At 42.8% G+C, this 18,248-nt stretch carries 15 protein-coding genes and 1 riboswitch; of the genes, 11 read left to right on the plus strand and 4 right to left on the minus strand.

The window, feature by feature from the left end:
* Positions 1–29 precede the first annotated feature (29 nt).
* The 4 genes from K5L93_RS19045 to K5L93_RS19060 all read left to right on the plus strand — a co-directional run bounded on the left by K5L93_RS19045 (position 30) and on the right by K5L93_RS19060 (position 3,557).
* A complete protein-coding gene (locus tag K5L93_RS19045; RefSeq protein ID WP_220721248.1) occupies positions 30–1,355 on the plus strand; it encodes a serine hydrolase domain-containing protein in 1,326 nt (441 codons plus the stop codon).
* 90 nt (positions 1,356–1,445) lie between these two features.
* Positions 1,446–1,664, plus strand: coding sequence for a DUF1656 domain-containing protein (locus K5L93_RS19050; RefSeq protein ID WP_220721249.1), 219 nt, complete (start codon positions 1,446–1,448; stop codon positions 1,662–1,664).
* Positions 1,665–1,681: 17 nt separating this feature from the next.
* A complete protein-coding gene (locus tag K5L93_RS19055) occupies positions 1,682–2,563 on the plus strand; it encodes an HlyD family secretion protein (RefSeq protein WP_220721250.1) in 882 nt (293 codons plus the stop codon).
* A complete protein-coding gene (locus K5L93_RS19060) occupies positions 2,550–3,557 on the plus strand; it encodes an FUSC family protein (RefSeq protein ID WP_220721251.1) in 1,008 nt (335 codons plus the stop codon). The genes K5L93_RS19055 and K5L93_RS19060 overlap by 14 nt, the downstream gene beginning before the upstream one ends.
* A gap of 285 nt (positions 3,558–3,842) precedes the next feature.
* Here K5L93_RS19060 and K5L93_RS19065 read toward each other — a convergent pair whose 3' ends face one another.
* On the minus strand, positions 3,843–4,463 hold the full coding sequence (locus K5L93_RS19065) for a LysE family translocator (RefSeq protein ID WP_220721559.1): 621 nt from the start codon (positions 4,461–4,463) through the stop codon (positions 3,843–3,845).
* 526 nt (positions 4,464–4,989) lie between these two features.
* On the opposite strand from K5L93_RS19065, the gene K5L93_RS19070 reads away from it, so the two are divergent.
* Positions 4,990–6,264 carry an L-lactate MFS transporter gene (locus tag K5L93_RS19070; RefSeq protein WP_220721252.1) on the plus strand — a complete coding sequence of 425 codons (1,275 nt, stop codon included), beginning with the start codon at positions 4,990–4,992 and terminating at the stop codon, positions 6,262–6,264.
* 340 nt (positions 6,265–6,604) lie between these two features.
* Positions 6,605–7,087 (plus strand): FKBP-type peptidyl-prolyl cis-trans isomerase, encoded by a 483-nt coding sequence (locus K5L93_RS19075; RefSeq protein WP_016401824.1) that lies wholly within the window; start codon positions 6,605–6,607, stop codon positions 7,085–7,087.
* 10 nt (positions 7,088–7,097) lie between these two features.
* Here K5L93_RS19075 and K5L93_RS19080 read toward each other — a convergent pair whose 3' ends face one another.
* A complete protein-coding gene (locus K5L93_RS19080) occupies positions 7,098–8,651 on the minus strand; it encodes a phospholipase D family protein (RefSeq protein WP_246615127.1) in 1,554 nt (517 codons plus the stop codon).
* A 171-nt stretch (positions 8,652–8,822) separates the two neighbouring features.
* On the opposite strand from K5L93_RS19080, the gene K5L93_RS19085 reads away from it, so the two are divergent.
* A complete protein-coding gene (locus K5L93_RS19085; RefSeq protein WP_220721254.1) occupies positions 8,823–10,961 on the plus strand; it encodes a YgiQ family radical SAM protein in 2,139 nt (712 codons plus the stop codon).
* A gap of 263 nt (positions 10,962–11,224) precedes the next feature.
* Here K5L93_RS19085 and narL read toward each other — a convergent pair whose 3' ends face one another.
* The gene (gene narL, locus K5L93_RS19090; RefSeq protein ID WP_220721255.1) at positions 11,225–11,860 is read right to left on the minus strand and encodes a two-component system response regulator NarL; all 636 of its coding nucleotides are present in this window, start codon (positions 11,858–11,860) and stop codon (positions 11,225–11,227) included.
* A 14-nt stretch (positions 11,861–11,874) separates the two neighbouring features.
* Positions 11,875–13,563, minus strand: coding sequence for a type IV pili methyl-accepting chemotaxis transducer N-terminal domain-containing protein (locus K5L93_RS19095; protein ID WP_220721256.1), 1,689 nt, complete (start codon positions 13,561–13,563; stop codon positions 11,875–11,877).
* Between the two features lie 98 nt (positions 13,564–13,661).
* Positions 13,662–13,800, plus strand: a riboswitch (molybdenum cofactor riboswitch).
* On the opposite strand from K5L93_RS19095, the gene moaA reads away from it, so the two are divergent.
* The 4 genes from moaA (at position 13,790) to napA (ending at position 18,166) form a co-directional block, all read left to right on the plus strand.
* Complete coding sequence (moaA, locus tag K5L93_RS19100) at positions 13,790–14,764, plus strand: GTP 3',8-cyclase MoaA (RefSeq protein WP_220721257.1); 975 nt, start codon at positions 13,790–13,792, stop codon at positions 14,762–14,764. It overlaps the preceding riboswitch by 11 nt.
* Before the next feature lie 170 nt (positions 14,765–14,934).
* Positions 14,935–15,423, plus strand: a complete 489-nt coding sequence (gene napF, locus K5L93_RS19105; protein ID WP_220721258.1) for a ferredoxin-type protein NapF — start codon at positions 14,935–14,937, stop codon at positions 15,421–15,423.
* On the plus strand, positions 15,420–15,680 hold the full coding sequence (locus K5L93_RS19110; protein ID WP_220721259.1) for a chaperone NapD: 261 nt from the start codon (positions 15,420–15,422) through the stop codon (positions 15,678–15,680). The genes napF and K5L93_RS19110 overlap by 4 nt, the downstream gene beginning before the upstream one ends.
* Positions 15,677–18,166 (plus strand): periplasmic nitrate reductase subunit alpha, encoded by a 2,490-nt coding sequence (gene napA, locus K5L93_RS19115; protein WP_220721260.1) that lies wholly within the window; start codon positions 15,677–15,679, stop codon positions 18,164–18,166. Before K5L93_RS19110 ends, napA begins: the two co-directional genes overlap by 4 nt.
* Positions 18,167–18,248: the final 82 nt, after the last annotated feature.

An 18,248-nucleotide genomic window follows, 5' to 3' on the forward strand; every position in this document is an offset into this window, starting at 1 on the left:
AACAGTATTACTACTATGAGAGTTAGCTTATGACCTGTAAATATAACTTTGCCCGCGGCGCGCTAATGGCAAATATTGGCGCGGTTGCTACGTCGATCCGTATAGCTAAACAAGAAGATGTTCAAAACATCGAAGAGAAGTATGCACAAATATTTAACCAAGAAGCAGAAGCTTTGTTACCGGTATCTGAGGCTTTGAAGGGTTTTTCTCTAACGCAGATCCGTCACGCGCATAAAAAGTTTAGCCCAAAACAATTTCTTATTGGGGGAAATGACGCGCTAATTTATAACTCATATTTAAATCAATTTTTACCTTCTTCGCCAATCAATCCTGCTGAGTCAAATCACCAGCTTGAGAGAGCGATTAATCCCTCTATTGGAGAAGTATTGGCTGGTGATAATCAAACTCGTAGTTTAGATGAATATGTTTCTATGGATGAAAGCCGAGTGCAAGGGGTAATCATTGTTCAAGATGGGAAGGTTGTCTTCGAGCGTTATCCTGGCATGAGCGCTGAGCAAAACCATGTGTGGCTGGGACTTTCGAGTTTGGCGATAAGCTTAGTGTTTGCCCAGTTGATTGACGAAGGAAAAATTGATGTTGACCGATCAGTAAGCGTGTATCTGCCAGAGCTTCGTTCTACAGAGTGGGATAGAGTGAGTATTCGTCAGGCTATTAATGGCACAAGTGGATTAGATATAACTTCTACTCAACAAGCGCTGTTTGATCCAAAGTCTAACATTTCTCGTTTTTTGGCCGCTCAATTTGGTCGTGCTAACGGCTACCAAGAAAACTGGTTAGATATTGTAAAGCAAATTAAAAGAGCGCCAGGTAATACTGCGGATAGTGAAGTAGGGGTAAGCCCAATAACCCGTGCTGTTTTAGCTTACCTAGCAGAACAAATAGAGCAGCTTCCTTGGGCACAAATTTTTGAACAAAGAGTATGGGGAGAGCTTAAAACGAAAGCACCGATGATGGTGACGTTGGCGCCAGACGGAACAGCTCTAAGTCACGATTTTATTTTGTCTACTATAGAAGACGCTGCGCGGTTGGGAATGTTGTTTTGTCCAAGTTGGCAAACAATTACGGATACCCCTGTGTTAAATACTAAGACAATACGTGAGATGAACAACAAATTATCCGATACAACACGCAACAGTGCTGCACACGCATTTAAATTCGACAAGGTATATAGCGATGGGGCATGCAGTATTCAGGGTAATTTCGGTCAAGGTATGTATATCGACAGTAAGCGTGATTATGTCGCGGTATATTTTTCGTCTCAGGCCTATGAATCTCTAAATGGTCCTTCCTGCATGATGGGATATTTGCGTGAGGTTGCGCAACAGTTCTATTAGTACTGAGGATGTGATCCTTCATTTACGATTAACTCTTTTGGTTACAAGCTTTTAAGCTTTGTGCTTATCTATTAACTGCAAGGTTTATCAATGTTTCAAGAGTTTTTACCTAAAGAAATTGTCGTGGGAGAGATTTACTTCCCGCCGTTACTTATCGCGTTTGGTGTAGCTTATATGGCTGCAAACTTAACCATGGTATTAATCGGCCGTATGGGCGTATTAAAACATTTATATGCGCCCGTGCTGGTTGAATTGTCGCTGCTGGTAATTTATGCAATAGGCTTAAGTCGTTACGTTTTTCCAGGGTAATAAACTAGAGATTTTAAATGAAAACCAAAATATTAACGGTATTACTAGTTGCTATTGCTATTACCTTGGCTGGATTAAAATATAAACATTATTTAGCTAATCCTTGGACTCGTGATGCATTGGTAAGGGCCAATATTGTAGAAATCACTCCTCGTGTTACTGGACCGGTGGTTGCAATTTATATATCGGATAACCAACGAGTAAAAAGTGGAGATCTGTTGTTTGAAATTGACGACAGTGTTTATCAGGCCGCCAGTCAACAAGCGCGAGCTAAGTTGGCGCAGTCAGAGGCTGCGTTAGCTCGAGCGAAAAATGAACAATACCGAATGAGTGCCTTGGAAAAACGTACTCCAGGCTCCGTACCTGTATTAACCCTAAACAATCTGCAAAATGATGTTTTATCCGCTCAAGCGAATGTTAAATCTGCCTCAGCAGCGCTAGAAGGGGCCGAGCTAAATTTAAGTTTTACTAAAGTTTATGCCAGTAAAGATGGTTACATTACTAATTTTAATTTGGCAGAAGGTGCACATGTTGTTGCAAACCAACCAGTGGTAGCCTTAATCGACGAGTCTAGTTTTTGGATTGAAGGTTTTTTTAAAGAAACAGATATTGAAGCGATGCAGCAGGGTAATTTGGCAAAAATCACTCTCATGAGTTACCCCGATACGCCGCTAACAGGGCAGGTAAGCAGTATTGGTTATGGCATAGCACAGGCTGATGGCAGCACAAGCACACACATGTTGCCTAGTGTAAACCCTAATTTTGAATGGATACGCTTAGCACAGCGACTCCCAGTTAAAATTACTGTGACCAAACTACCCGCTAATGTTCAATTAAGAGTTGGGACGACTGCTTCAGTCATTATTAATAAGCAAGCATCCGAAAATGACCACGGCTAGCATTAAAGCTATTAAAGTATCCGCTAGTTTAAGTTTAGCTATTTTACTTGCACTAAGTTTTGGCTGGGAGAAACCTTATTGGGCTGCTATTGCTGTGATAGTAATGGCAACTACCGAAAACTATAGTCATGCTTTACATAAAGCAAGGCAGCGAATTATAGGAACTGCAAGTGGGGTAGTGCTAGGTTTTGTTTTATTAGCCCTATTCGGACAACAACGAGAACTTTTTTTATTGAGTGAGCTTATACTTGGTGGTTTTGCTGCGTATATGTCTGCTCGATCTCGTCATGCTTATGCCTACAGAATGGCTTTCATTGTGGCACTAATCATTGCGTTGGCTAGTGGGTTAAGCGAGACCTTTAGTTTTCATCTAGCTGTGCTTAGGGTGCAAGAAACACTGTTGGGTGTGATTTGTTATTCACTGGTATTTAGTCTTTTTTGGCCTGAGAAAAAAGACCCTAATGTTGTACCTCGGCAAGTAATTCTTAGCCAAGCTGAGGCCGGTCTGCGCGTACTTAAGTTTATTGTGGTTACGTTGGTAAGTTGGATGATATGGATCTATCTACCTATGCCTGGTGGATTCATGTTTCCCCTTATTGCTGCGACTTTGGGTCTAAGCATTATCGAGTTCCCTCATCACTACCTCAATAAAGTACTGGGGTTAGTCTATATTTGGGCTTGCATTGTTCTTACTCAGTATGTGTTTGTGTTACCGCTTTTAGATAATGGGTGGCAGCTTGGGACATTTTATTTTGTGAATACATTTGCCGTTTGGCGACTGTTCCCAAAAGACAATCAACTGCCAATGCGAATACTTGGCGGCCAATTTTTGGTATTGCTAACGATGAACGCTCAACACTTAAGGCCGGTGTTTGATATTCATTCCTCTTTGCAGATGTTGCTGTTCTTGAGTGTTGTTTTAATTATTATTCGCTTTGTCGTTTATTTTGTTGATACTTTTTTTGTCGTCAGTGGAGAGGTTAAGATAGAGTGATTAGCTTGTCTTATCTGCATGAATAGCTGTCTTTGTGCTATTAAATACGGAGCGAAACTTAACCATTCGATGCTAAATAATAGCGGTGGGTACGGTCTTGTTGGTGTTAATCTGAAATCAGGTTTGAATCAAGGGGCGCCCATTACAAAGGAGCGAGAGATAGACTTTACAATCACTGCTCATCTGTCTTTTTATTTCGGTCGCTAGCCAAGCTTTCATCGCCCGTAAGCATTTCGGCTATTGCATAGATGCATTAGCTAGAACTCCTGAGCATTAGTGGGCTAATTAGGTACAGATTAGCCAAATACCGACTCCGATCATTAGTGTTCCCGAAATCCGGTTTAATAAGCGTACGTTGCCGCTTTTGTTCAAGAATAACCTTAAGGTTTTGCCACCGGTTGCGTAAAGTGTCATACAGACAAACTCAGAAATTAGAATTATGCCCACCAACACGCTTAATTGTAGGGGAAGGGCTTTGTCTGCTTGGATGAAAGGCGGTAACAGTGAAATCATAAAGGCCCAACCTTTAGGATTTGCTATTGCTGTTACCAGCCCCTGTGTGGCTAATTGCCAAGGGCTAACTTGTGCTTGCTGTTCAATTTTTTCGGGTATGGCCATCTTTCCGCGAGAGCGCCACATTTGGATCCCTAAGTAACCAAGGTAGCTGCCGCCAAGCCATTTTAACAAGGTAAACACCTCTGGGTAACGCAGCATAATTGCAGCCACACCAAGTACTGCAAGCACTGCAACTATGCCTACTCCTATCATTTCACCGAGCATCATCCAAAAGGTGCGGCGTAGCCCGATGGTCATGCCTAAGGTCATCGCTAGCGTCATACACATGCCAGGTGTAATAGAAACGAAGAAGAAGGTAGGGATAAAGATGAGTAGGGTAGACAGATCCATGGAGTAACCAACAGCATTTTTCAAAGGCTACAGTGTACTCTTTTTATTTTTAGATAAAAGTTACCAGAACTATTCGTTGTCTTTGGTTAGTTGTATGGCTACAAAATTTGGCGGTGCTGATAAATGCCAGTTAAATGCAGTTTGCTTTGGTTAGACCATAAAAATAGTTGCAATTTTGCTTTCTCTCTCCAGTGGCAGCCTAGTTAGAGTTAAGAAGAACAAATAGTAGCCAAGATTAAGGAGAGAAAACTACGCCATTTACGCGCATGATTAATCACTAAGTGAGGAGCGTGTTAATTTCGTGGTTTTGGATAAACAAAGGTTTTTATTCTTAATGTGAGGTTTGGTTTATCTTACTGGTAGTATTATCATTTGTAGAGGGCTGTTTTTTGAACTGTGTCACTAAGCTGACTTGAATAAGCACTTGACTGTAAATTGAACTGATTTAGGTCAAAAATGCTTCAGATCTAGCGTTCTACAGTATAAGGACAATAAATGGATTTAATGTTCTTACAAGGAGTAGGTAATGAAAAACCGTTGGCTTATCGCAGCATCTGCCGTTGGGCTACATGCCTCTATCGGTTCGGTATACGCATTCAGCGTATTTAAGAAACCCCTAGGTCAGCTGTTGGAGTCAGCGACCAACAATGAAATTGCTTGGACCTTCAGTTTTGCGATTTTCTTTCTCGGCTTATCTGCAGCGATTATGGGTCACTTCGTTGAGAAGAATGGTCCGCGCAAAGCCGGTATGCTCGCAGCTACATTTTTCGGCGGTGGCTTATTAATTGCGGGTTTTGGCGCCTATATTCAAAACCTTTATTTGATCTGGCTCGGCTATGGTGTGCTAGGTGGTATAGGTTTAGGGATTGGATATATTACTCCCGTATCTACCCTCGTTAAGTGGTTCCCAGATCGTCGTGGTCTTGCCACTGGCTTAGCGATTATGGGCTTTGGCTTTGGCGCTATGGTAGCAGGCCCGGTGTTTAACTTTATTATTGAAACCTTTACTGTTGAGGGCAATGGTATTGCTTACACTTGGTGGATCACCGGAGTTGTATATCTAGTTATAATGTTTGCTTCTGCGTCTTATTTAGAGCGGCCACCACAGGGTTGGATGCCAGATGCAATGAAGGCTGCGGTTGAGTCAGGTGAAAAGAAAGTTGTAGAGGATTTAACCCAACTAACTGCTAACGAAGCGGTTAAAACTGGTCCCTTTTATGGCTTGTGGGTGATGATGTTTATTAACATTTCCTGCGGCATTGCGGTTATTTACGCAGCCTCTCCTCTGGCTCAAGAGAGCATTGGATTAAGCCCGGCGGAAGCTGCTGGTGTGGTTGGTCTAATGTCGTTGTTTAACGGACTGGGCCGAATTGCTTGGGCTTCATTATCCGATGTACTTGGTCGCCCAAATACCTACATGATTTTCTTCTTAATTCAAATTGTTGCTTTTTGTTTGCTGCCAAACATTACCAGCATCATTTTGTTCCAGGTTGTTCTATATACCATTTTAACCTGCTACGGTGGTGGCTTTGCAACCCTGCCTGCCTTTATTGGAGATCTATTCGGTACTAAGGAGCTGAGTGCGATTCACGGCTACGTGCTTACCGCTTGGGCGCTGGCGGGTTTGGCTGGTCCACAGATCGCAGCTTACGTTAAAACAACAACTGGCAGCTACGAGATGACGCTCTACATTTTTGCTGGTGTATTTGTTATCGCCTTAATCGCGTCTTTGATGATGAAGTCTTACATGACGCGCGCTCGTGCTGAAATGGATGTGGCAGCGCACACGGCTCACGCATAAGCAAATGTTGCGGTAACTATAAAAAGGGGGCTGTGAGCCCCTTTTTTAGTCACTAAAGAGTGTGGTCGCCATTAGACAAAAGAGCGTATTCTGATTGGGTGATCTTGAGTCTATAACTTCATGGCTGTATTTGGTAAGCCGTCTACATTCATCTCTTTAGTGGGGATTTCTCATAGCTTGTTTCTTAGTAAATTGAACACATTTACAAGGTTTCAAAGAGCCACAAATTGCCAGCTAGCACTATTTTGTTAAATGAATCCTAGATAGTAATTTTGTTTCTGAAGCTTTAGAATTGGCCTGTTAGCAGAGTTCTGCATTATTTTTAACCAAGGAATCTTGAATGATCATTGCAAAAGACGACGTTGCCGTTTTTGAATACACTGTAACCGCTAATGGCGAACAACTTGATACTTCCGAAGGCAAAGAGCCTTTGGCAATTATTGTTGGTCACGGTCAGTTAGTACCTGGCTTAGAGCAAGCGCTAGTTGGCAAGCAGGTTGGCGACAAGTTTGATGCAGATATTGCTGCCGAAGATGCTTATGGCGAGCGTAACGATAACCTTGTTCAAGCTGTGCCAAAGAGTATGTTTGGTGATGTTGAGGTGGAAGTAGGCATGCAGTTTCGCGCAACCACCGACGAAGGAGAGCAATCAGTAATTATTATCGGCATGGAAGAAGACGAAGTGATTGTTGATGGCAACCACCCATTAGCCGGAATTGATTTGGCTTTCTCAATTGAAGTGACCGAAGTTCGTAAAGCAACTGAAGAAGAGTTAGCTCACGGCCATGTTCACGCTGCTGGTGGCTGTGGTCACCACCACTAAGCTAAGCCTATTAGAGTTGGTCTTCTACAGGCAGAAGACCAACTATCCAAGCTTGAAACTTTCGCCATGCGCTGGCTTTAGGCTCACTATCGTAGCGTATTTCAGCTCGCTCCCTAAATGTTTCTATCCATTCTAATTGTTGGTTTTCATTTAGCGTAAGTAAATAGCTTTTATAAGGTAAGTTGGCGTGTACGCTGCTAAAAACCAGTTTGGCTAGGTTAGGGCAAGTGAGCAGTAAGCCCATCTCGGTATTTAGATTGATAGAGCGTGGATCCCAATTAAAAGAACCAATAAAGAGTTTTTCTTCATCAATTACAAAGACTTTGCTATGTAAACTTGCCCTAGATGCACCTTTACCAAAAAACGCTAAGCGTTGTTTTTGTTTTGCATCTGGTTTTACTTCGTAAAGAAATACGTTCCCTTCTACCAAGCGTTTGCGATACTTTTTGTAGCCAGAGTGAACGGCTGCCACATCAGTTGCTGCAAGTGAGTTAGTTATAACACTCACGTCGATACCTTTATGGGCTAAATCTAATAAGCCCTGCGTTCCCTCTTCTCCGGGCACAAAATATGGTGAGCTAAGTAAAATGCTTTGCTCTGACTGCTCAAGTACACTGGCTAAATTTGTAGATACGTCACTAGCAAAGTCGCTGTCTTTATTGGGGTGGTCAACCAGTAAGCTGCCGTCGCACCAATATAAATAGTCACGAATTGTTTTATCTTTTACTAATTTAGCGTAACGCTGGTGTGCGATAACATAGGACTTAACACTGTTTTTAAAAATTTGTTGTTCCAAGCGACGATATTGAGCTTGTATGTCTATTTGCTTGGTATTTAAGGATTCAATGGGGTAACTTCGAAGGTTATTCCAATAAAGATCAAAGGCTTGATTAACTTCCTCTACTATTGGTCCTAAAGCGACTGCATCCAAGTCAGAGAACTCTAGATCATCTTTAGCGCTAAAATACTCATCTCCGATATTACGACCACCCACTACAGTAATTAAACCATCAATAGTTAGTGACTTGTTGTGCATGCGACTGTTTAAGCGATTAAAATCGCCTATCATATGGGTTGATCTAAAGGTGCGGTCGTAAAATGGGTTGAAGACCCTTACCTCGATATTGTCATGTAAGGCCATGGCTTTTAGAACGTCGTCATAATTGGAAGTATTGATGTCGTCAATTAATAGGCGAACACGCACACCGCGATCTGCAGCCCCTATTAAGTTGCCGAGAAAAATAGCCCCGGTCATGTCTTCTTTAATCATGTAATACTGAGCATCAATGCTTAGTTGCGCTTCTTCAATTAACGCGATTCTAGCGGCAAAAGCACTTATCCCATCAGACAGAACTGCAATACCATTTTTACCTGGTTGATGCTGGGTAATTTGGTTTACTTTGAATTGGTTTTCGGACTCGACACTGGGCTTAATGGTGTAACTTGGCTGCTTATATTGTTGAATTAGAGCGTCAGATGGGCGCTGGGCACAGGCAAAAAGCAGTTGGCTGACAAAAAATATTAAAAGTAGGTGAGCGCTAGGCCGCTGCAATTCCGTATGCATCTTCAATGAGTAACTCGCTAAATTATAAAAGAAATTTTAGGTTATTTGTGGTCATTTAGCTAGCGAGTTTACAGAGCTAGAGCATGTAATTGTTAACTCGCTGTTAATCCGTTTCCTAGCAACTTAAATAACGTATATAATGTCGCGCTTGATTGTACGAGACCAATTTATATGCAAACTGCACCAACTTTATTTAAACCAGAAACTTGCGTGAATCGCCAGCGTGCTGCTGCGCCTTTCTTGCCTATGTCACGTAAGGAAATGAAAACCTTAGGTTGGGATAGCTGTGACATTATTTTGGTGACCGGTGACGCTTACGTTGATCATCCTAGCTTTGGTATGGCAGTTATTGGCCGTATGTTGGAAGCCAAGGGCTTTAGAGTTGGGATTATTGCTCAGCCAGAGTGGACCAGCAAAGACGCCTTTATGAAGCTTGGCAAGCCTAATTTATTTTTTGGGGTAACTGCTGGCAACATGGATTCGATGATCAACCGTTACACGGCAGACAGAAAGCTACGCCATGACGATGCTTATACGCCAAATAATGAAGGGGGGAAACGGCCCGATCGAGCGGTGATTGTGTACTCGCAACGCTGTAAAGAAGCCTACAAGGATGTACCAGTGGTACTTGGCGGAATAGAAGCAAGCTTACGCCGCATTGCCCACTATGATTACTGGTCTGATAAAGTGCGTCGCTCGGTACTGTTTGATGCAAAAGCTGAGCTGCTTATCTACGGGAATGCTGAGCGTCCTTTGGTAGAAGTAGCACATCGCCTTAGCCAAGGTGAGGCAATTAGCGAGCTCAATGATGTTCGTGGAACGGCGATTATTCGTAAAGAAGCATTACCAGGCTGGAGCGGCTTAGATTCAAGCCATCTAGATAAGCCTGGAAAAATTGACCCTATTCCTAGCCCTTATGCCGAAATAGAAGAAAGCTGTTCGAGTAAAGAAGCTGAGACAGTTGACCCGAAAGAAGCCGAGCAAGCTAAACCGATTGTTGTGCAATTAGAAAAGAAACGCCCTTGGGAAAATGTATATATTAATTTGCCCGCTTATGAGCAAGTAAAAGTTAACCAAGTGCTTTACGCTCATGCTTCTCGGATTTTTCACTTAGAAACTAACCCCGGCTGTGCCCGAGCATTAGCTCAGCGCCATGGTGATAGAATTGTTTGGCTTAACCCTCCTGCCTTGCCCTTAAGCACTGAAGATATGGATGGCGTGTTTGGTTTGCCTTATCAGCGTGTGCCGCACCCTAGTTATGGTAAGGCTAAAATACCTGCCTACGACATGATTAAGTTTTCAATAAACATCATGCGTGGTTGTTATGGTGGTTGTACTTTCTGTTCAATTACCGAGCACGAAGGGCGAATTATTCAAAGCCGCTCAGAAGATTCCATCATCAACGAGATCGAGCAGATCAGAGATCAAGTGCCTGGATTTACAGGCGTTATTTCTGATTTAGGTGGCCCAACGGCCAACATGTATCGACTAAATTGTAAGAGCCCAAAGGCCGAAGAAACTTGTCGCCGCCTGTCTTGTGTTTATCCGACTATCTGTCATCACATGGATACTGACCATACTCCAACCATTGACCTGTATCGCAGAGCACGTAAGGTGGAGGGGATCAAAAAGATTCTTATTGCTTCTGGTGTGCGTTACGACCTTGCTATTGAAGACCCTCGTTACGTTAAGGAACTGGCGTTACACCACGTTGGTGGCTATCTAAAAATTGCGCCAGAGCATACTGAGGAAGGCCCATTATCTAAGATGATGAAGCCGGGTATGGGCACTTACCATAAGTTTAAAGAGCTGTTTGATAAATACTCGAAAGAGGCTGGTAAAAAGCAGTATTTGATCCCTTATTTTATCTCGGCGCATCCAGGTACTAAAGATGAAGACATGGTGACACTGGCATTGTGGCTGAAGAAGAACAAGTTCCGACTAGACCAAGTGCAGAACTTCTATCCATCGCCTTTAGCTAACGCAACGACTATGTATCACACCGAGCGAAATCCGCTGCATAAGGTTAGCCATACTAGTGAACGTGTATCGGTAGCCAAGAAAGGCCGTCAACGCCGCTTACATAAGGCCTTGCTTCGTTACCATGATGAGAAGAATTGGCCAATTATTCGAGAAGGTTTAACCAATATGGGACTAACCAAGTTAATTGGTAGTGGCTTACACCATTTGGTGCCGGCAGACAGTAAGCGGGGAAGTCGTGGAGCAGGGAACCGAGCTTATAAAGGGGCAAAAAACAGTAATTTCGCAGCCACTCGTTTCACTAACAAGCAATTTAAGCAAAAGCGTTAATCAAAAAAGCGGCGTAAAGCCGCTTTTTTATATCATGTGTCTGAATACATCGAAGGCTACGCAAAACACTAGCGCGTAGACTGATCGCCTAATCAGAGTGTACTCGTCGGTGTTTAGGTTATTGACGGGTTTAAAAAAAATTCTTAAAGGATTTAACCAGTCTTGATGGCGCTTAGCATGTAAGTACATTGCTCTTAATGCGAAGCCTAGTGCCACAACCAGGCAAACAGCTTCGCTTATAAGCAGAGCATTAGTCATAGTAATTAAGCGATATGCTCAAGATACATCACGGTTAGTTCTACCCGTGATTTGGCGTTAAGTTTTCGCAATAAGCTCTTCACGTGAACCTTTACTGTACCTTCGGTAATTCTAAGCGTAGAGGCTACTTCTCGGTTACTGGCTCCTTTGGCTATTTCGTTCAGAGTTTGTAATTCACGTTTAGTGAGCGTTTCCAGTTTTTCAGCAAACTCGTCGGTTTCGTGTAAACAGTTAAGAAAAGGGGCTAGCTCTTCACTCAAAACTTGTTTGCCTGCGGCCGCTTGTTTAAGTTGCTCGTGTAGTTGTTCTGGTTCCATATCTTTAAGCAGATAGCCATCAGCCCCTGCATTAATCAGATTAATAACGTCTTGCTTTGAATCTGACACGGTGAGGATGATGATGGTAGAGCTAACTTTATTTTCACGGAGCAGCTTTAGAGTATCTAGTCCAGACAGCCCCTTCATGTTTAAATCCAATAGCACTACATCGGGTTCTAATTCACTGCAAAGCTCTACAGCTTGCGCACCACTGCCAGCTTCAGCAACAACGTTAAACTCAGGTTCAATGCTTAAAAACTGAACAATGCCTTTGCGCATTAACGGGTGGTCGTCTACAACAAGAATGTTGATTGGGTCGCTCATAGCTTGCAGGATCCTTAATTACTCTTTCTAGGAAAGGTTAGTTTTACCGAAACACCACCGGATAACGATTGCTCAAAGCGAATATCTCCATCTAGCCGCTGAGCGCGTTCTTGCATTATTTGTAGTCCGTAATGGTCGTTAACTTGTTTTAGTTTACCGCCCTGTAAGCCATTGTCTGCTACTTCAACAGAAATTCGCTCAGAGTCGCCAACACACTTAACCCAAATTTTATCACAGTCAGCATGTTTTAAAGCGTTTATGATCGCTTCTCGAACAATTTGTATTATATGAATTTGTTTATCAGCTTCCACCATATCGTTAGATATATTGGTCTCAAGCTCTATGACTTGAGAGTGCTGGGTATTTAATTCGTCTACCAACACTTGTAGTGATTCAACCAGTAGGGCGTTTTTAATGGTTAATCTGAAGGTGGATAGCAATTCTCGTAACTGGATGTAGGCGGCGCTTAATACTGATTGTATTTCTTCACTAATTTCAAAGCTTTGTTGGCAATCGCAAGGGCTTTGTTTAAGTTGCCGCTGAAGCAGGCTAGTTTGAATTTTTAAATAAGATAAAGACTGTGCTAGAGAGTCGTGTAACTCGCGGGCTATAGTGGCGCGTTCTTCCATTAATAACAGCTTTTGTTTTTGCAACAAACTTTGTTCAAAACGGAGAACTTTTGTCACGGTACGGCAGTAACTGGTAACAATCGCTGCTCTATCTTTAGGAACAGCTGGCAACTGTAAAGAGCCGTATTGCTCTTGGTTAAGTTGCAAAGATATTGGTTCTTCAAATTGCATCTTTTGGTGCTCTAACTCTACTTCTATGTCTAATTTGTCGATGTATAGTTTAGCGGCCTCTATTCCTAAGGTTTCACAAAGTAGTTTTAGCGACTGTTCTAGATGCTCCTCATTTAGGGTACTGTTAAACAGAGTTTGCTCTAGGTTATATAAGAAATTTAAATCACGGTTGGCACGGCGTAGTTCTTTGGTTTTTGCTTTAACTTGGTTTTCAAGGGTTTGGTAAGAATGCTCTAAGTCTTGCGACATAGACATAATTCCCTTGGCCAAGGTTTCCATTTCAATACTGGCATAGCTAGTTGGTACAGATATCTTAAAATCACCCTGTTGCACTTGTTTGGCAGCTTCTACCAATTGATAAATAGGTTTGGAAATATTTCGTTGAATATACCAAAGCGTATAAACAGCGATAAATGTGATGATGGCAAAGGCAATTAATTGAAGCAGGGTGAGGGAGAAGACTTTGGATTCAGAGTTGTATTGGGTTTCTGCCACAAATTGGTCGATTAGATCGACAAATCCAACGATCTCACGGTCAAATGCATCAATGTTCTTTTCGATAACAAAGGGTTTAAGCTGCGTCCAGCGTTGTTTAACTTGTTGGTAGCGCTGGTTGATCGCATCATCTTGCAAGGCGGCTTTAGTTAGCGCATTACTGTTTAACGATGTTTCAAACTGTTGAATTTTTCGTTCTACTTCTTTGTCGTATACATTTAAAGCATGCGCCATTCGGTAACTTTGCATACGCAAAGAGCCGGCTATATTGATTGCTTCTGCATCATTGAGGCTGTTTACTAAGGTGGTTAATGAGCCAATTGCCACTAGGGCAAAAAGGAACATCATCACACTTAACAAGCGAATTACCGCTGTGCCTATGGAGCGTTTACCAAAAAAACGTTTCAAAAATAAGTCCTTTCAATTCAACAAGCTTATCCAACAAATATCACAAAGTCAGTGTAACCGTTTAAGAAAGCACTTAACAAATTAAGATTTATTGCATAGCATTAAACTATCACCGAAGTCTAAATCGACCTAAGTCACAATGATACGGCGTTTAGACCCTTAGCATCGACTAAGCAGGGTAGAGTGCAGAAATGGCTTTGCCTCCCGCATTTGGAAAGGTTGATTTATGTTATCGGATTCATTTTCCCGAAAATTTTTCTATTTGCGTTTGTCGCTTACCGACGAATGTAACTTCAAATGTAACTATTGCTTACCTGATGGTTATCATTGCGAAACGCCCCATAGTAATCTCAACTTGTCTGAGATAGCCCAGCTTGCTAAATGTTTTGCCAAATTAGGCACGAATAAAATCCGACTTACCGGTGGGGAGCCGAGCCTAAGAAAAGATTTAGTCGAAATTATGGAAGTGTGTGCAAATACCAAAGGCATTCAGCAACTTGCGATGACCACCAACGGTTTTAAGCTGGCTAATAACGCTAAGCGCTGGCGTGATGCAGGGCTTACTCATGTAAATGTAAGTGTTGATAGTTTAGATCCACGTCAGTTTGAGTTAATCACCGGTACCAAAACTTTCACTAAAGTGATGGCCGGAATTGATGCGGCACTAGAGCAAGACTTTACTGCAGTAAAACTCAATGCTGTGCTGATAAAGCAGGTGGCCCAGCAAAATTTTCGTAAATATCTAGAGTGGATTAAAGACCGCTCGGTTGAAGTCCGTTTCATTGAGTTAATGCAAATGGGTGATCAGCCCGATTATTTCCACAAACATCACGTTGCTGGCTCGGGGTTTAAACAACTGCTACTCAACGAAGGTTGGGAGCAGCAAATTCGAGCTCATAACGCTGGGCCTGCTCAAGTCTTTCAGCACCCTGATTACGCCGGCAAAATTGGCCTTATCATGCCGTATTCCAAAGATTTTTGTGCTAGCTGTAATCGCTTACGCGTTTCTTCACAAGGCAAACTACATTTATGCTTGTTTGGTGAAGAGGGGGTAGAGCTGCGCGATTTGCTGCAAAACCCTGCTCAAATAGACGTATTAAGCAAGCGAATTGAAGACGCGTTACAAACCAAAAAAGTTAGTCATTTCCTCCACGACGGTAATACCGGCGCTACTCCACATCTCGCATCAATAGGCGGATAAGTTTTAGTGCGTGATAGAAATCACGCACTATACTTGATCTAAATCAATCATTTGAGAAAACACCTCTTAAGGGGTATGTTTTTGATTGTTAATAAAATTTACGCTTAACCCCAAGAAATTTAGGGTGGTTTTACCAGTAATGTTAAAGACTGATTTCGTAAGGAAAATTGATGTCTGTAGACCTGTCTAAACGTCGTATGTTTAGTACTAACAAAGCGCTTCGCAGTAAACAACATCACTCTCTACCTTGGTTACAACAGTCTATTGAAGCTGGCTGTACTCAATGTGGAGAATGCGTCAAAGCATGCCCTGAACAGATTATTGTTAAAGGTAATGGCGGTTTTCCAGCAGTTGATTTCACCAAAGGTGAGTGCACATTTTGTTACGACTGTGCAACGTCTTGCCCCGAGTCTTTGTTTCACCCGAAGCAGCAACCTGCTTGGTCTAATTCTGTTGACGTTAATGCTTCTAAGTGTCTGGCACAAAACGGTGTTTATTGCCGAACGTGTAGCGACACCTGCGAGCAAAGGGCCATTAGCATTAAGCCATTACTAGCGGGAAAAGCAGAGGTACACATTAATTCTGAGCACTGCAACAGTTGCGGCGCTTGTATTTCAGTATGTCCAAGCAAAGCCATTGAAATAAAGGAAGTTGGATGAACGAAGAGTACCATATTAGTAGTGCGGTGGTGTTGTGCCAACCAGACCGTATTAAAGAAGTCATTGATCAAATTAGCGATCTGGAAGGACTAGAAGTACACGGTTTTAACCCTGAGGGGAAAATCGTTGTTTCTATAGAAAGCCAGACGCGCAATAACATAGTAAGCACCCTAGAAGACATCGGAAAGTTGGAAGCAGTACTAAGCAGCAATCTAGTATTTCACCAATTTGAATCAGCTAATGAGGAAGTATCATGAAATGGACTCGCCGACAGTTTGTTAAAGCGAATGCGGTAAGTGCCGCAGCCACCGTTGCTGGTATTAGTTTACCCGCAAGTGCCACCAACTTAATTACTTCGTCAGAAGAAACAAAAGTGAAATGGGATAAAGCTCCTTGTCGTTTTTGTGGTACTGGCTGTAGTGTTTTAGTTGGCTCTCAGAACGGCAAAGTTGTTGCCACTCAAGGTGACCCCGAGTCTCCAGTAAACAAAGGCCTTAACTGTATTAAAGGCTACTTCCTTTCAAAAATTATGTACGGTAAAGATCGTTTAACCACGCCTTTATTGCGTATGAAAGATGGCAAGTTTGATAAAAATGGCGAGTTTGCTCCGGTTTCTTGGGATCAAGCCTTCGACATTATGGCTGAGAAGTGGAAAAAAGCACTTGCCGACAAGGGCCCAACCTCAGTGGGCATGTTTGGCTCTGGCCAATGGACCGTTTGGGAAGGTTACGCTGCTGCTAAACTACATAAAGCCGGCTTTTTAACCAACAACATCGACCCTAATGCGCGTCACTGTATGGCTTCGGCTGTTGGTGGTTTTATGCGCACCTTCGGTATTGATGAGCCTATGGGCTGTTACGATGACCTTGAAGCTGCTGATTCGTTTGTGCTTTGGGGCTCAAACATGGCAGAAATGCACCCAATTTTGTGGTCTCGCTTAACCGATCGCCGCTTGTCTGCACCACACGTTAAAGTTCACGTACTGTCTACCTTTGAACATCGCAGTTTTGAATTAGCCGATAACGGCATGGTGTTTACGCCACAAACCGATTTGGCAATTCTTAACTACATTGCGCATTACATAATCGAGAATGACAAAGTTAATTGGGACTTTGTAAACAAACATACTCACTTTAAGCGCGGTGAAACAGATATTGGCTACGGACTGCGTCCAGAGCATCCATTACAAAAAGCAGCGGCTAACCCTGATTCAGGCAAAATGACCGATATGAGTTTCGACGAATATCGCGAATTTTTGAAAGACTACAATGTAGAAGCGGTGGCGAAGCTTTCTGGCGTACCTGCTGATAAATTGGAAGCGCTAGCGAAAGATTATGCCGACCCAAATGTTAAAGTCACTTCGTACTGGACTATGGGCTTTAACCAACATACTCGTGGGGTATGGGCAAATAACTCGGTGTACAACATTCACTTGTTAACCGGCAAAATCTCAGAGCCTGGCAACAGCCCATTCTCGCTAACGGGTCAGCCATCAGCGTGTGGTACAGCCCGTGAAGTGGGAACTTTCTCACATCGCTTGCCAGCAGATATGGTTGTAGCCAATCCTAAACACCGTAAAATTGCTGAAGATATTTGGAAGCTACCAGAAGGAACCATTCCGCCTAAGCCTGGTTACCACGCGGTGTTGCAGAACCGTATGCTTAAAGACGGCAAGCTGAACGCTTACTGGGTTATGTGTAATAACAACATGCAAGCCGCGCCAAATATCAATGAAGAGGGTTTGCCTGGTTACCGCAATCCTGAAAACTTTATCGTTGTATCTGACCCTTACCCAACAGTTACTGCCCAAGCAGCCGATCTAATTTTGCCAACAGCAATGTGGGTAGAAAAAGAGGGTGCGTACGGTAATGCGGAACGCCGCACTCAGTTCTGGCATCAGCAAGTGTCTGCACCGGGCGAAGCGAGATCAGACTTATGGCAATTGGTGGAATTTTCTAAGCGCTTTAAGGTTGAAGAAGTATGGCCAGCAGAGTTGCTAGCTAAAAAACCTGAATATAAAGATAAAACCTTATATGACATTTTGTTCCGCAACGGCGTAGTTGATAAATTCCCTGTTGAACAAGTAGACGCAGAGCTTAATGACGAAGCAAAAGATTTTGGTTTCTACGTTCAAAAAGGTTTGTTTGAAGAATATGCGCAGTTTGGTCGTGATCACGGCCACGATCTAGCGCCTTTTGATACTTACCATGAAGTACGTGGATTACGCTGGCCTGTGGTTAATGGTGAAGAAACACGTTGGCGTTTCCGCGAAGGCTCTGACCCTTATGTAAAAGCAGGTGAAGAGGTTAACTTTTACGGTAAACCCGATGGCAAGGCACTAATTATTGCTACGCCTTACGAGCCTGCGGCTGAGTCTCCAGATGAAGAATACGATCTGTGGTTAAGCACTGGTCGCGTATTAGAACATTGGCACTCAGGTTCCATGACGCGTCGCGTACCAGAGTTATATCGCGCTTTCCCTGATGCGGTATTGTTTATCCACCCAGAAGATGCAAAACAACGTGGTTTTAAACGTGGTGATGAAGTGATGATTCAATCACGCCGCGGTGAAGTTAAATCACGAATTGAAACTCGTGGCCGTAACCGTCCACCTAAGGGTTTAGTGTACATGCCTTGGTTTGATGCCAAGCAGCTCACCAACAAATTGACCCTAGATGCAACAGACCCGCTTTCTAAAGAAACCGACTTTAAAAAGTGTGCTGTTAAGTTAGCTAAGGTTTAACGCTATTAAAAGCATTGAAAGCCCCTCGCTTTCAATGCTTCGCTAAAAATATTTGCCAAGGTGGCGGAGAGAGTATTATGAA

This window comes from Agarivorans litoreus (assembly GCF_019649015.1).
GTDB classification, from domain to species: Bacteria; Pseudomonadota; Gammaproteobacteria; order Enterobacterales; family Celerinatantimonadaceae; genus Agarivorans; species Agarivorans litoreus.

Excerpts from the sequence above, each read along its gene's own strand:
- K5L93_RS19085 (WP_220721254.1), top strand. The coding sequence starts at position 8,823 with ATGCAAACTGCACCAACTTTATTTAAACCAGAAACTTGCGTGAATCGC.
- K5L93_RS19080 (WP_246615127.1), bottom strand. The coding sequence starts at position 8,651 with ATGCATACGGAATTGCAGCGGCCTAGCGCTCACCTACTTTTAATATTT.
- K5L93_RS19065 (WP_220721559.1), bottom strand. The coding sequence starts at position 4,463 with ATGGATCTGTCTACCCTACTCATCTTTATCCCTACCTTCTTCTTCGTT.
- K5L93_RS19060 (WP_220721251.1), top strand. The coding sequence starts at position 2,550 with ATGACCACGGCTAGCATTAAAGCTATTAAAGTATCCGCTAGTTTAAGT.
- K5L93_RS19110 (WP_220721259.1), top strand. The coding sequence starts at position 15,420 with ATGAACGAAGAGTACCATATTAGTAGTGCGGTGGTGTTGTGCCAACCA.
- K5L93_RS19055 (WP_220721250.1), top strand. The coding sequence starts at position 1,682 with ATGAAAACCAAAATATTAACGGTATTACTAGTTGCTATTGCTATTACC.
- narL (WP_220721255.1), bottom strand. The coding sequence starts at position 11,860 with ATGAGCGACCCAATCAACATTCTTGTTGTAGACGACCACCCGTTAATG.
- K5L93_RS19075 (WP_016401824.1), top strand. The coding sequence starts at position 6,605 with ATGATCATTGCAAAAGACGACGTTGCCGTTTTTGAATACACTGTAACC.
- moaA (WP_220721257.1), top strand. The coding sequence starts at position 13,790 with ATGTTATCGGATTCATTTTCCCGAAAATTTTTCTATTTGCGTTTGTCG.
- napA (WP_220721260.1), top strand. The coding sequence starts at position 15,677 with ATGAAATGGACTCGCCGACAGTTTGTTAAAGCGAATGCGGTAAGTGCC.
- K5L93_RS19045 (WP_220721248.1), top strand. The coding sequence starts at position 30 with ATGACCTGTAAATATAACTTTGCCCGCGGCGCGCTAATGGCAAATATT.
- K5L93_RS19070 (WP_220721252.1), top strand. The coding sequence starts at position 4,990 with ATGAAAAACCGTTGGCTTATCGCAGCATCTGCCGTTGGGCTACATGCC.
- napF (WP_220721258.1), top strand. The coding sequence starts at position 14,935 with ATGTCTGTAGACCTGTCTAAACGTCGTATGTTTAGTACTAACAAAGCG.
- K5L93_RS19050 (WP_220721249.1), top strand. The coding sequence starts at position 1,446 with ATGTTTCAAGAGTTTTTACCTAAAGAAATTGTCGTGGGAGAGATTTAC.